This window comes from Nocardia jiangsuensis, from assembly GCF_042650385.1.
Taxonomy (GTDB): domain Bacteria; phylum Actinomycetota; class Actinomycetes; order Mycobacteriales; family Mycobacteriaceae; genus Nocardia; species Nocardia jiangsuensis.
In genome coordinates, this window is the sequence record NZ_JBHSAX010000009.1 from 161282 (window position 1) to 174184 (window position 12903).

General features: G+C 73.0%; 14 protein-coding genes. 10 read left to right on the top strand and 4 right to left on the bottom strand.

The features are described from left to right. The first annotated feature begins 4 nt into the window (after nucleotides 1-4). From ACFO0B_RS09995 to ACFO0B_RS10015, 5 genes are read left to right on the top strand one after another with little or no spacing between them, the layout of a single operon-like run. Nucleotides 5-1639 (top strand): thiolase C-terminal domain-containing protein, encoded by a 1635-nt coding sequence (locus ACFO0B_RS09995; RefSeq protein WP_378612275.1) that lies wholly within the window; start codon nucleotides 5-7, stop codon nucleotides 1637-1639. After that, entirely contained in the window at nucleotides 1636-2571 is a 936-nt protein-coding gene (locus ACFO0B_RS10000; protein ID WP_378612087.1) for an alpha/beta fold hydrolase, read from the top strand. The genes ACFO0B_RS09995 and ACFO0B_RS10000 overlap by 4 nt, the downstream gene beginning before the upstream one ends. A gap of 5 nt (nucleotides 2572-2576) precedes the next feature. Continuing rightward, the gene (locus ACFO0B_RS10005; protein ID WP_378612088.1) at nucleotides 2577-3083 is read left to right on the top strand and encodes a DoxX family protein; all 507 of its coding nucleotides are present in this window, start codon (nucleotides 2577-2579) and stop codon (nucleotides 3081-3083) included. Next, on the top strand, nucleotides 3083-3901 hold the full coding sequence (locus ACFO0B_RS10010; RefSeq protein WP_378612089.1) for an NAD(P)-dependent oxidoreductase: 819 nt from the start codon (nucleotides 3083-3085) through the stop codon (nucleotides 3899-3901). Before ACFO0B_RS10005 ends, ACFO0B_RS10010 begins: the two co-directional genes overlap by 1 nt. Before the next feature lie 2 nt (nucleotides 3902-3903). Then, the gene (locus ACFO0B_RS10015) at nucleotides 3904-4677 is read left to right on the top strand and encodes an NAD(P)-dependent oxidoreductase (RefSeq protein ID WP_378612090.1); all 774 of its coding nucleotides are present in this window, start codon (nucleotides 3904-3906) and stop codon (nucleotides 4675-4677) included. Between the two features lie 237 nt (nucleotides 4678-4914). On the opposite strand, the gene ACFO0B_RS10020 is transcribed toward ACFO0B_RS10015, so the two are convergent. Together ACFO0B_RS10020 and ACFO0B_RS10025 are read right to left on the bottom strand one after the other, a co-directional pair. Further along, entirely contained in the window at nucleotides 4915-5103 is a 189-nt protein-coding gene (locus ACFO0B_RS10020) for a ferredoxin (protein ID WP_378612091.1), read from the bottom strand. After that, entirely contained in the window at nucleotides 5100-6395 is a 1296-nt protein-coding gene (locus ACFO0B_RS10025; RefSeq protein ID WP_378612092.1) for a cytochrome P450, read from the bottom strand. Before ACFO0B_RS10025 ends, ACFO0B_RS10020 begins: the two co-directional genes overlap by 4 nt. A gap of 142 nt (nucleotides 6396-6537) precedes the next feature. Between ACFO0B_RS10025 and ACFO0B_RS10030 the strand changes: the two genes are divergently transcribed. From ACFO0B_RS10030 to ACFO0B_RS10045, 4 genes are read left to right on the top strand one after another with little or no spacing between them, the layout of a single operon-like run. Beyond that, the gene (locus tag ACFO0B_RS10030) at nucleotides 6538-7662 is read left to right on the top strand and encodes an acyl-CoA dehydrogenase family protein (RefSeq protein ID WP_378612093.1); all 1125 of its coding nucleotides are present in this window, start codon (nucleotides 6538-6540) and stop codon (nucleotides 7660-7662) included. 20 nt (nucleotides 7663-7682) lie between these two features. After that, the gene (locus ACFO0B_RS10035; RefSeq protein WP_378612094.1) at nucleotides 7683-8915 is read left to right on the top strand and encodes an acyl-CoA dehydrogenase family protein; all 1233 of its coding nucleotides are present in this window, start codon (nucleotides 7683-7685) and stop codon (nucleotides 8913-8915) included. Nucleotides 8916-8917: 2 nt separating this feature from the next. Further along, entirely contained in the window at nucleotides 8918-9814 is an 897-nt protein-coding gene (locus ACFO0B_RS10040) for an LLM class F420-dependent oxidoreductase (protein WP_378612095.1), read from the top strand. Continuing rightward, on the top strand, nucleotides 9811-10656 hold the full coding sequence (locus ACFO0B_RS10045; RefSeq protein ID WP_378612096.1) for an SDR family NAD(P)-dependent oxidoreductase: 846 nt from the start codon (nucleotides 9811-9813) through the stop codon (nucleotides 10654-10656). The genes ACFO0B_RS10040 and ACFO0B_RS10045 overlap by 4 nt, the downstream gene beginning before the upstream one ends. Here the strand turns inward: ACFO0B_RS10045 and ACFO0B_RS10050 are convergent. Continuing rightward, entirely contained in the window at nucleotides 10635-11558 is a 924-nt protein-coding gene (locus ACFO0B_RS10050) for a lipase family alpha/beta hydrolase (protein WP_378612097.1), read from the bottom strand. The two genes, ACFO0B_RS10045 and ACFO0B_RS10050, sit on opposite strands and share 22 nt — an antisense overlap. A gap of 104 nt (nucleotides 11559-11662) precedes the next feature. On the opposite strand from ACFO0B_RS10050, the gene ACFO0B_RS10055 reads away from it, so the two are divergent. Next, entirely contained in the window at nucleotides 11663-12208 is a 546-nt protein-coding gene (locus ACFO0B_RS10055; protein ID WP_378612098.1) for a TetR/AcrR family transcriptional regulator, read from the top strand. Nucleotides 12209-12251: 43 nt separating this feature from the next. Here ACFO0B_RS10055 and ACFO0B_RS10060 read toward each other — a convergent pair whose 3' ends face one another. Further along, nucleotides 12252-12878, bottom strand: coding sequence for a TetR/AcrR family transcriptional regulator (locus ACFO0B_RS10060; RefSeq protein ID WP_378612099.1), 627 nt, complete (start codon nucleotides 12876-12878; stop codon nucleotides 12252-12254). Nucleotides 12879-12903 lie beyond the last annotated feature (25 nt).

Below are 12903 nucleotides of genomic sequence, written 5' to 3' on the forward strand. Positions count from 1 at the left end.
GCCCCTGCCGCAGCTGGGGCTCGATACCGAATTCTTCTGGAAATCCGGCGCGGACGGGGTGCTGCGCATCCAGGAGTGCCGCTCCTGCGCCGCTCTGCTGCACCCGCCGCAGCCGATCTGCCGCTATTGCCGCGGCCACGACCTCGGGGTCCGCGAGACCTCGGGGAAGGCGGTGCTGGCGAGCTGGACGGTCAACCAGCGGTTCGCGATGCCCGGGCTGACCCCGCCGTACGTGGTCGCGACGGTCGCCCTCGAGGACGACCAGCGGGTCCGGCTGACCACCAACATCGTCGACGCCGAGCCGGACGACCTCTTCCTCGGCATGCGGCTCGAGGTCACCTTCCAGCCGGATGCCGACGTCTGGCTCCCGCTCTTCCGCCCCGCCGCCGTGCAGGGCGAGCCCACCCCGCTGCCGGTGGACGAGATCCCGCCGGAGCGCTTCGGCGAACACGTGCGCCCGATGCTCGGCACCGACAAGTTCGAGGACCGGGTCGCGCTGACCGGCATCGGCATGTCCCGGATCGGCCGCAGGCTCATGGTGCCCGCGCTGGAGCTCACCGTCGAGGCGTGCGAGCGCGCGGTGGCCGACGCCGGGCTCACCCTGGACGACATCGACGGCCTCGCCTCCTACCCCGGCGGCGGCAACCTCGGCGGCTTCGGCGAGGGCGGCATCACCGCCCTGGAGGCCGCGCTCGACATCCGCCCCACCTGGCACAACGGCGGCATCGAGACCTTCGGCCCCGGCGGCTCGGTGATCGCGGCGATGACCGCGGTGGCGACCGGCATGGCCAGGCACGTGCTCTGCTTCCGCACGGTCTGGGAGGCGACCTTCGCCGAGTTGATGAAGGCGGGCCGGATCACCCCGTCCGGCGGCCGCACCACCAGCTGGCACATGCCGTTCGGCGCGACTTCGGCCGCGCACACCCTCGCGCAGAAGGCGCAGCGGCACTTCAACGACTACGGCACCTCGAAGGAGACGCTCGGCTGGATCGCGCTGAACCAGCGCGCCAACGCCGAGCTGAACCCGAGCGCGGTCTACCGCGAGCCGATGACCATGGACGACTACCTCAACGCCCGCCCGGTCACCACCCCGTTCGGGCTCTACGACTGCGACGTCCCGTGCGACGGCGCGGTCGCGGTGATCGTCTCCGCGGTCGAGGCCGCGCACGACCTGCAGGTGACGCCGGTGCTGGTGGAGGCGGTCGGCACGCAGATCGTCGAGCGGATCGAGTGGGACCAGAGCACGCTCACCCACGAACCCCAGGTCCTCGGCCCGGCCGCGCACCTGTGGACCCGCACCGACCTGCGCCCCGCCGACGTCGACGTGGCCCAGCTCTACGACGGCTTCACCTTCAACTGCCTGTCCTGGATCGAGGCGCTCGGCTTCTGCGGCATCGGCGAGGCCGGGGACTTCCTGCAGGGCGGCAAGAACATCGCGCGCGACGGCGTGCTGCCGCTGAACACCCACGGCGGCCAGCTCTCGCACGGCCGCACGCACGGGATGGGGCTGCTGCACGAGGCGATCACCCAGCTGCGCGGCGAGGGCGGCGAGCGACAGGTCGCGGACGCGAAGGTCGCGGTGGTCTCCAGCGGCGGGCTCACCCCCGGCGGCGCGATCCTGCTGCGGACCGCGTCGTGACCCTCGCAGACCTACGCGCCGGCCCCGAACCGGTGCTCGCCGAGGTGGACGGCATCCCGGTCTCCGGGCTGCGCGCGGTGGCCGAGGCCCCGCGCGCGGTGCTGGTCGCGATGCACGGCGGCGCCACCAGCGGCGGCTACTTCGACTGCCCCGGCCACCCGGAGCTCTCGCTCTTCCGGATCGCGCACCGCCTCGGCTACACCGTGGTCGCCCCCGACCGCCCCGGCTACGGCGCCTCCGCCCCCTTCGCCGACGACCTGATCGAGCCGGAGCGCAGACTCGACCTCATGTTCGGCGCGGTCGAGGCCTTCCTCGGCGACCGGCCGCGCGGCGCCGGCACCTTCCTGCTCGCGCACTCCGCCGGGTGCGAGCAGGCGGTGCGGATGGCGGTCGACCCGCGCGCCGACGACCTGCTCGGCCTCGAGGTGTCCGGCACCGGCCACCGCCCGCACCCGGATTTCGTGCGCGCCTTCGAGGCCAGGCAGCGGGACGACCGCACGCCGGGCGTCGGCGCGCTGATCTGGACGCCCGAGCGGCTCTACCCGCCGGACATCAGGGGCGGCGCCGCCATCGGCGCCCCCGGCCCGCGGATGGAGGCGACGGCGCTGCGGACCTGGTCGAGCCACGACTTCCCGGAGCTGGCCGCACGGGTCCGGGTACCGGTGCGATTCACCACCGCCGAGTACGAGCGGGTCTGGCGCGGTGACCCGGAGGCGCTGGCCGAGGTGGGCGCGCTGTTCACCGCGGCCCCGCGCGTGGTACTCAACCGGCAGCCCAACAGCGGGCACAACATCAGCGTGGGCCACACGGCCGCCGCCTACCACCTCGGGGTGCTCGCCTTCCTGGAGGAGTGCGTGGTAGCGGCCGTGACCGGCGAGTTCACCGGTCCCACACCGCAATTCGACGGCGGTTCCGCGCCGTCGGGAAGGTGAAGGCAATGGTCGAGACCGATATCGCGCTGCTGCTGCTGCGCGTGGTCGTTGGTGGCACCATGATCGCGCACGGCGTGAACCACTGGATCGGCGGCGGCAAGATCGCCGGGACGGGGCGCTGGTTCGAGAGCCTCGGGTTGCGAAACGGCGTGCTGCAGGCGTGGTTCAGCGTGATCACCGAGATCGGCGCGGGCGCGCTGCTGATCCTCGGGCTGTTCACCCCGTTCGCCGCCGCGGCCATCGTCGGGGTGACGCTGGTGGCCGGGCTGCTCGCGCACCGCCCGAACGGTTTCTTCGTCTTCAAGGAGGGGTACGAGTACGTGCTCGTGCTCGCCGCCACCGTCGTCGCGCTCGGACTGCTCGGGCCGGGGCGGATCTCACTGGACCACGCCTTCGACATCGAGATCACCGGCTGGGCGGGCGGCGGAATCGCGCTCGGGCTCGGGGTGGTCGCCACGCTCGGCCTGCTCGCGGTCTTCTACCGGCCCACTACCACGGAGGAGGCGCACTGATGCGCGTCGGATTCATCGGACTCGGCAGCCAGGGCGGGCCCATGGCCCGCCGTATCGTCGAAGGCGGCTTCCCGACCACGCTCTGGGCGCGCCGCGCCGCTTCCCTGGAGCCCTACGCGGACACCGCCGCCCGCACCGCCGACTCCCCCGCCGCGCTCGCCGAGGTCAGCGACCTGGTGTGTCTCTGCGTGGTCGGCGATGCCGACGTGCGCGAGGTCGCGGCCGGGCAGAACGGGGTGCTCGCCGGCATGGCGCCCGGCTCGATCCTGGCCATCCACGCCACCGTGCACCCGGACACCTGCCGGGAACTCGCCGAACTGGCCGCACCCAAGGACGTCACGGTGATCGACGCCCCGGTCTCCGGCGGCGCGCCCGCGGTGGAAGCGGGGCGGCTGCTGGTCATGGTCGGCGGGGACGCGGAGGCGGTGGAGCGGGCGCGGCCGGTCTTCGAGACCTACGCGAACCCGATCGTGCACCTGGGCGACCTCGGCTCGGGGCAGTCCGCGAAACTGCTCAACAACCTGCTCTTCACCGCCAACCTGGCCACCGCGCACGGCGCGCTCCGGCTCGGCGCGGAACTCGGCATCGATCCCGGTCGCCTCGGCGAGGTGATCACGCACGGCACCGCCAACAGCTTCGCCCTCGGGCGGGTCGTCGCGGCGGGCGGTTCGCTGGACCAGCTGGCCGCGCACGCGGGTGACCTGCTGCTCAAGGATGTCAGGCTGGTGGCCGACCTGGCCTCGAAGGCGGGGGTCGCGACCGGGATCGAAGTCGGGGCCGCCGATGCGACGCTGGCGCTCATGGATCGGAAGCGCTGAGCGTGCGGATCGGGTTCGTCGGGGCCGGGCGGATGGGTTCGCCCATGGTCGCCCGGCTGGCCGGCGCGGGCCACGAGGTGCGCGCGCTCGGCCGCTCCGCCGAAGCGCGGGCCGGGGTGGCGGAGCTCGGCGCCACCCCGGCCGGCACCGTGGCGGAGGCGGCCGAGGGTGCCGATGCCGTCGTGCTCTGCGTCTTCACCGACGATCAGGTGCGCGAGGTCTGCGCCGCCGAATCGTTCGGTGACGCAACGCTGATCGTGCATACCACCGGCAGCCCGGAGACCGTTGCCGCTGTCGCCGCCCGCGGCACCCACGTGGTGGACGCCCCGGTGAGCGGCGGCCCGCACGACATCGCCCGCGGCTCCCTGACGGTCTTTCTCGGCGGTGCCGATGCCGATGTCGCCGTCGCGCGGGAAGTACTGCGCGCCTACGCGGATCCGATCCTGCACGTCGGCCCACTCGGCTCCGGCCAGCGGGTGAAGCTGGTGAACAACGCCCTCTTCGCCGCCCAGATCGGCCTGGTGGCGGACGCCGTCCGCCTCGGCGCCGAGCTCGGCCTCCCCGAGGATGCCCTCCTCGCCGCGCTTCCGCACGCCAGCGGCAACTCCCGCGCCCTCGCCGGCATCGCCGCCAAGGGGTCGGTCGCCGAATTCCGCTCCTCGGTAGGCGAATTCCTGCGCAAGGATGTCACCGTGGCGCGCGCCCTCGCCGACGCGCTCGGCGCCGACCTCGGCCTCCTCACCGCCCCCATCGAGGCCGGCGTCGCCCGCCCCTGACCCGCGCGAGCGCGCCGCTCGGGACCGTCTCCGATCCATCGGCGCGACCCGCCGGGTGAAGCCCTCGATCGCGTCATCGCCACGCACCACCCCGGAGCAGGGCTGGAAGGAAGCGATGTCGGCCTCGAGGGGGGCTCCTCGTCCGGCCAGTCGCTCGCCGCCCCGCGGACGGCCGGGACCGCCCGCGGGCCGGAACGGGATCGGTGCGGGAGCAGGCGCTCGCGGCCCGACCGATCCCTACTCGACGACGATCGCCCGCTCCGGGCAGGCCGACACCGCCTCCTCGACGACCGACTCGAACTCCACCGGCACCGCCCCGGCAATCGCCTCGGCGTACCCGCCGTCGGTCAGCGTGAAGACCTCGGGGGCGAGCCCGAGGCAGGCCCCGTGCCCGCGGCAGCGGTCGTCGTCGACGGTGACCTTCACCGGTCACCCTCCGCGACGTCGAGTTCCAGGTGCAGGGAGGTGAGGCCGCGCAGGATGAAGGTGGGCAGGTAGTGGTATTTGCGGGCGTCGGCGGGGCCGTGCACCGACTCGTCGATGCGCACCTCCGCGGTGCGGGCGAGCAGCCGCTCGATGGCGACGCGCGCCTCGGCACGGGCCAGCGGGGCGCCGGGGCAGGAGTGCACGCCGCGGCCGAAGGCGAGGTGCTGGCGGGCGTTCGAGCGCGCGGGGTCGAAGGTGGTCGGGTCGTCGAAGCGGCGCGGATCGCGGTTGGCGGCGCCGTTGACCACCATCAGGACGGTGCCGACCGGGACCTCGGTCTCGCCGACGGTTCCGGTCTCCTTGGCCAGCCGGAAGTCGCCCTTGACCGGGCTCTCCATCCGCAGCGATTCCTCGATGAAGTTCTGGATCCGGCTGGGATCCTCGCGCAGGTACTGCTGGATGTCCTGGCGCTCGGCGATGAGCTTCAGCGCCGAGCTGAGCAGCCGGACGGTGGTCTCCTGGCCCGCGGAGAAGAGGTTCGCCGCCACCCGGACCACGTCGATCACCTCGGGCTGCGAGCCGTCCGGGAAGGTCGCGGTCGCCATGCTGGTGAGCACGTCGTTGCGCGGGTTCTGCCTGCGCTCCTCGACGTAGGTGGAGAACTTGCCGTACAGGAACTCGATCGGGCTGTGCGACAGGTCGTCACCGGAGTTGCTGCCGACGGTGCCGCTCTGCCGGTGCGGGTCGCGCTGCAGCGCGTGCAGGAACTCCTCCTGGTCGTCCTTCGGGACGCCGAGCAGGTCAGCGATCACGTACAGCGTGAAGGGGCCGGCGAATTCGCGCATGCAGTCGCCGCCGGTCGCCAGGTAGTTGTCCAGCATCCTGTCGGCGATGGACCACATCGCCTCCTCGTTCTCCTTCAGCCGCTTCGGCGTGATGAGCCGCATGAGCAGGGCGCGGTGGGCGGTGTGCGTCGGCGGGTCGAGGGTGGGCAGCTGGTCGCTCATGGGGAGGCTGTCGCGGTGCTCGGCGATCAGCGCGGCGACGTCGTCGCCCTCCTCGATCTTGACCGGGAAGCCGGGGAACGGGCCGGTCACCGCGATGCAGGAGGAGAACCGGTCGACGTCGTTGTAGACCTCGAGCGCCTCCTCGTACCCGGTCACCATCATGACGTCGTGGTGCTTCTCGCGCTTCACGGGGCACTCGGCGCGCAGTTCGTCGAAGTACGGGTACGGATCGGCCACCAGTTCCTGGCCGAGGAAGAAATCCAGATCCTGGAAATTGTTGGCCACGCGACGGTCCCTTCGACACTCCGGCGGACTCCGCTGCGCGGCGACTTCGCCAGTTGACTTCCGTGATTGAGAATAAGGCTCTCACATGTGAGTATGAGATTTCCACAACGGCAGCTGCGCGTCAACCGAAGGAACCGAATCCATGACCGATGATTCCACCGCGGACCGGCGGTTTTTCCAAGCCACCACCCGCGACTTCCTCGCCGGGACGGTGCCGATCGGCACCGTTCGCGCGCTCGCCGAGTCCGGCACCGGTTTCGACAGGGGCTGGTGGCGCCGCGGCGCCGAGCTCGGCTGGACCGCCATGCTGGTGCCGGAGGAGCTGGGTGGTGGCTCGGTCTCCGGACAGCCGATGACCGAGCTCGCCCTCGTCGCCGAGGAGCTGGGGCGGGCCGCCGCGCCCGGGCCGTTCGTCACCACGAGCGCCGTGCTGGCCGGGTTGGCGACGGGTGAGGACGTGGCCGACACGGTGGCCGCGATTCTGTCCGGCGAGACCATTGCGACCTGGGCGGTGTACGAGCCGGGCCGCGGCTTCGACGCGCTCGGCGGCGAGGTGCCCGGCACCACCGCGACGCGATCGGGCGACGGCTACCTGATCACCGGGGTCAAGGACCGGGTGGAGGCGGCCGACCAGGCCGACGTCTTCCTGGTCACCGCGGACGGCGCGGACGGCCCGGTACAGCTGCTGGTGCGCGCCGACGACCCCGGCGTCACGGTCAGCCCGGCCTGGACCATCGATCTCACCCGCCGCACCGCCACCGTCACCTTCGACGGCGCCGCCGGCATCGCCGTGCACACCGGCGATGCCGCCGTGCGGGCGCTGCGCGCACAGGCGAACACCGCCGCGCTGCTCACCGCGGCCGAGTCGGTCGGCGCCGCCGACCAGGCGCTCACCGCCACCCTGACCTGGCTCTTCGACCGCTACACCTTCGGCCGCCCGCTCGCCTCGTACCAGGCGCTCAAGCACCGGATGGCGGACAACAAGACCTGGCTGGAGGCGTGCCGCGCCACCGCCTTCGCCGCCGCGGCGGCGTGGGACGCGGGCTCGTCCGCCACCACCGAGAACGTCAGCATCGCGAAATCGTATGTGGCCGACCGCACCCCGGTGATCGCGCAGGACTGCGTGCAGCTGCACGGCGGCATCGGCGTCACCTGGGAGCACGACCTGCACCTCTACCTCCGCCGGATCACCCTCGGCCGCGCCCTCTACGGCACGCCCGAGGAGCACCGCAGGCACATCACCGACCTGCTCGAATCCGCCGCCTGACCGGAGAAAGGCCCGCACGCATGAGCACCGACACCGAGTCCGTCGAGGAATTCCGGGCCCGCGCCCGCGACTGGCTGCGCGAGAACCTGCCGCCCGCATCCGGCACCGAGATGAAATCCGATTCCGAGGAGGCGTGGGACCGCGCCAGGCAGCTGCAGCGCGTCCTGCACGACGGCGGCTTCGCCGGGATCTGCTTCCCCGCCGAGTACGGCGGCCGTGGCCTGAGCCCGGCGTACCAGCGCGCCTTCGACGAGGAGTCGCTGCCGTACGAGATGCCGCTGCTGCTCAACGTCCCGACACTGGCCATCTGCGCGGCCAGCCTGCTCGACCTCGGCACCGAGGAGCAGAAGCGCGCGCACCTGCCCGCGGTGCTGCGCGGCGACGAGCTGCTCGTCCAGTTCCTCTCGGAGCCGCAGGGCGGCTCCGACCTGGCCGGGCTCACCACCCGCGCCGAGCGCGACGGCGAGAACTGGATCCTGAACGGCTCCAAGATCTGGAGCTCCGGCGCCTACGCCGCGGACTACGGGCTCTGCCTGGCCCGCACCAACTGGGAGGTGCCCAAGCACCGCGGCCTCACCATGTTCCTGGTTCCGGTGCACGCCGACGGCGTCACCGTGCAGCGGATCAAGCAGGTCACCGGCTCGACCGAGTTCTGCCAGGAGTTCTTCGACGACGTCGTGCTGCCCGCCGACGCGGTGCTCGGCGAGGTGGACGCGGGCTGGGCCGCGGCCTCCCGGCTGCTCTTCCACGAGCGGGGCGCGCTCGGCGGCACCTCGCCCTACACCAGCGGGGCGCGCCCGCACCTCGGCGGCGATCCGGACGCGCTGCTGCGGCTCGCGCGGGCGACCGGGCAGCTCGGTGACACCAGGGTGCGCGAGGACGTCGGCGCCGCGCACGCCATGACCGTGGTGCGCGACCAGCTCATCGACCACATCACCCAGGCCATCACCAGCGGCGCGCTTCCCCCGGCGGCGGGCTCGATCACCCGGCTCTTCTCCGCCGAGAACGCCTGGCTGCAGACCGATACCGCGCTGCGGATCGCCGGGCCGGACGGCGCCACGCACGCCCCCGGCGCCGCGGCCGACACCGAGACCGTCGGGCTGGACTACCTCTTCCGCGCGGCCTGGAGCCTGGCGGGCGGCAGCACCGAGATGGCGCGAACCGTGATCAGTGAGCGGGTGCTCGGGATGCCGCGGGAGTACGCCGCGGACCGGGACGTCCCGTTCAACCAGGTCAAGCGCGGGCGGAACTGACCGTGCGCTTCCTCTTCCACTACCCCGAGCTCGCCGGCGACCGAGGCGACCTGCTGGACGCCGGGCCGCTCGCCGAGGTGGCCGCGGCGGCCGAGCGGCACGGCTTCGACGGCTTCTCGATCAGCGAGCACCCGGCGCCGGGCGCGCGCTGGCTGGCCGCGGGCGGGCACCAGACGCTCGACCCGTTCGTCGCGCTCTCCTTCGCGGCGGCCGCGACCACCCGGTTGCGGCTGCTCACGTACCTGTCGGTGGCGCCGTACCGGAACCCGATGCTGCTGGCGAAGGCGGCCGCCACCCTCGACCTGCTCTCCGGCGGGCGGCTCACCCTCGGGCTCGGCACCGGGTATCTCAAGGGCGAATTCCATGCGCTGGGAGTGGATTTCGCGGAGCGGAACACGCTCTTCGACGAGGCGCTCGACGTGCTGCCGCTGCACTGGAGCGGTGAGCCGTTCAGCTACACCGGCACGCACTTCGACGCCAGGGAGGTGGTCGCCCGGCCGCGGCCGGTGCAGCGGCCGATCCCGATCTGGGTGGGCGGCAACTCCGCGCTCAGCCGGCGGCGGGTCGGGGCCAAGGCGCAGGGCTGGATCCCGATGACCGGCGGCGCCGAGCTCAGCACCACCGCGCGGACCCCGGAGCTGGGCACCATCGCGGAGCTGGCCCGCAAGATCGGCGAGATCCGGGAGCAGGCGGCCGCGGCCGGGCGCACCGAGCACATCGACCTGGTGTACTCCTACCACGCCGCCGCCGACCCGGAGGTCGAGCCGGAGCGGCACCGCGCGGCCTTCGCCGAGCTCACCGCGGCCGGGGTGGACTGGCTGGTCATCTCGAACCGGACCCCCACCGCCGCGGCCACCTTCGACTTCCTGGCGGCCTTCGGCGGAACCTACCTGACATGAGCTGGTTCGAGGAGCGGGCCGGGCTGGCGGGGACGGTCGCGATCGTCACCGGCGGGGCGGGTGGGCTCGGGCAGGCCATCGTGGCGGATCTGGTGGCCAACGGGGTCGGGGTCGCGGTGCTCGACCGCGACCCCGAGGCCGCCGCCGCGCTACCGGAGGGCGTGCTCGTCCGGGTGGGCGACGCCCGCGACCCGGCGCAGCTCACCGCGCTCTTCGATGCGGTGGACGAGCGCTGGGGCCGGCTGGACACCCTGGTGAACGTGGTCGGCGGCACCTTCCGCGCCGCCTTCACCGACACCACCCCCGGCGGCTGGGACGCGCTGCTGCGCACCAACCTCACGCACGTCCTGCACGCCTGCTCGCTCGCCGTCCCGCGGATGCGGGCAGGCGGGCGCGGGGGCAGCATCATCACCATCTCGACCGTCGAGGCGCACCGCGCCGCACCGGGTTTCGCGGTGTACGCGGCGGCCAAGGCGGCGGTCGAGCACTTCGCCCGCACGCTGGCGGTGGAGGTGGCGCCGGACGGGATCCGGGTGAACAACGTCGCCCCCGACTACATCCCGACCCCGAACCTGCGCCGGATCGGCGGTGGTGACGGTGCGCTGGACGATCCCGCCGGGGTCCGGGTGGCGATTCCGATGGGCCGGGCGGGCGTGGTCACCGACGTCTCGCACAGCGTGGTGTTCCTCGCCTCCCGGCTCTCGGCGTACATCACCGGGACCACCCTGCACCCCGACGGCGGCACGCACGCCTCGGCGGGGTGGTTCAACTGGCCCGGCGAGGGGTGGGCGAACCACGTTCCGCCGCGGTACCTCCGGGATCAGCCGACGGGGCCGATGTAGGGCAGGACCACGGCACAGTCCGCGGGGGCGGCGTGCGCGGGATCGAGGGTGTTCAGGATCTCGCGCACGGCCACCGGGTCCGCGGTGAGCTCGAAGTGCTCGGTGTAGTCGGTCGCGCACAGATCCTGCAGCACCACGTTGCGGACGTTCGGGCCGGTCAGCTGGCCGGTGGTATACGGGGTGGCGATCTGGTCGTAGCGGGAGACGATGGTGGTGAACTCGATCTCCGGCGCGATGGCCGGGTCCGGGTTCAGCTCGGCCAGGAAGGCGGTGCCCGGCGAGAACTGGCACGGACCGCACGACTCCTCCGCCTGACCGCGCACGCCGAGCTGCTCCAGCACGACGGTGAACGGCGCCGCGGTGCCGCTCAGCGTGGCGCCGTGCAGCGGCGCGGCCAGCGCGATGTAATCGTCGATCGCCGGGATGCCGCCGAGATTGCGCAGGTAGTAGAACGGGATGGCGCCGCCCATCGAGTGCCCGACCAGATCCACCTTCGCGGCGCCGGTCTCGGCGCGCACCCGGTCGATGAAGGCGGCGATCTGCCGCGCGCTCTCCGGCGCCGGGCCGACCGAGCCGATCGGGCCGAGCGCGCCGGTGCCGAAGGTCAGCGAGAAGACGCAGAAGCCGGCACCGGCCAGCACCGGCGCGAGGGTGTTCCAGGTGATGGTGTCGTTGCTCAGGCCGTGCAGCAGCACCACCGGCTCCGGATGCTCCCGGCTCGGCTTGCACCCCGGCACATTCGCGCCCGGTGGCGAGCTGCCCGGCGCCGTGACCTGCGCGGCGAGGCCGGACAGGTAGCTGTAGGTCGGCAGCTCGTCCGCGGCGGCGGGCGCTGCCGTCCACACCGTCGCGAGCGCCGTCGCGGCGGCGAGCAGTGCCGCGAGGCGGCGGGGAATGCGCATATCGATCTCCTGGTAGGCGCCGATCGATCGTTATGACCGACCGGTCGGTCACACCGTAGCCTGCCGGTAGGATCGACGAAAGGGGGGTCACAGGAAGGAATCGCATGCCACGTCCGGCCGAGCCGGGTCGCACCGCGCTGCTGACCGCGGGCGCCGAGGTCGCCGCCGATCGCGGGCTGCGCGGGCTCTCGATCAATGCCGTCGTCGAGCGGGCCGGGATGGCGAAGGGCTCGTTCTACCATCATTTTCCGGATCGGCGCAGTTACGTCGTCACGCTGCACCGGCGCTACCACGACGCGCTCGGCGCGACGGTCGCCGAGGCGACCATCGGGCTGGCTCCCGGCCTCGACCGGCTCACCGCCGCGGTCGCCGGCTACCTGGACGCCTGCCTCGCCACGCGCGGGACCAAGGCCTTCCTGGCGCAGTCGCGCACCGACACCGACCTGCTGGACGAGGTGCATGCCCGCAACGGGACCGTCGCCGCCGGGATCGAGCCGGATCTGAGCGCGATCGGCTGGCCGGATCCGGGCGCGGTCGCGCACCTGCTCGTCGCGATGGTGGCCGAGATCGCGCTCACCGAGCTCTACGCCCGGGAACCACGACCCGACCTGCGCGCGACCGCGCTCACCTTGGTCGCCCGCCCCGCGTGAATCCCCCGGCCGCCTGCGCGAGCGCGTGGACCCGGGGGGTGGTTCAGGCGGGCGGCGTCAGCGCGCGCAGGGCGAAGGCGGTGATCCGGTCGACCAGTCCAAGATCGGGGAGTTCCCGGCGGCGGAGCAGGTCGGTGAGGGTGCCGATGGTGGCGTGCGCGATGAGGACGGCGTCGAGATCGGGCGTGGCACTGCCGAGTTCGGCCAGATCGGCGTGCAGCAGCCCGGCCAGCGCCTCGCCGACGACGCCGGGGCCGGGCTCGAGCGCGATGCCGGGGCCCGCCGCGTTCCAGAGGACGGCGAGCGTGGCGGCCGCCGACTCCGCCTCGGCCTGGGCGAGCACCGCCCCGACCCAGCGCCGGACCCGGGCGCGCGGCTCGCGCTCCCCGGCCATCCGGTGTTCGGTGTAGCGCGCGAGCCGCTCCGCTCCGTCCTCGAGCAGCGCGGCGACCAGCGCGTCCTTGGAGGGAAAGTGGCGGTAGAAGGCTTCGTTGGAGAGCCCGGCGGCGGCCACGATATCGGCGACCCGCGGCTTGCCGGTGGTGCCACCGGCCGCCATGACGACCAGTGCGGCGTCCAGCAGGCGGCGCACCTCGTCGGCGTAGTCGGCACCCCGCCTGGCCAGCGCCCGCTGCGCGATCCGGCGCGCGACCGCACCCGGTTCGTCCACCCGTGCCACCACCTCTCTCAGAATT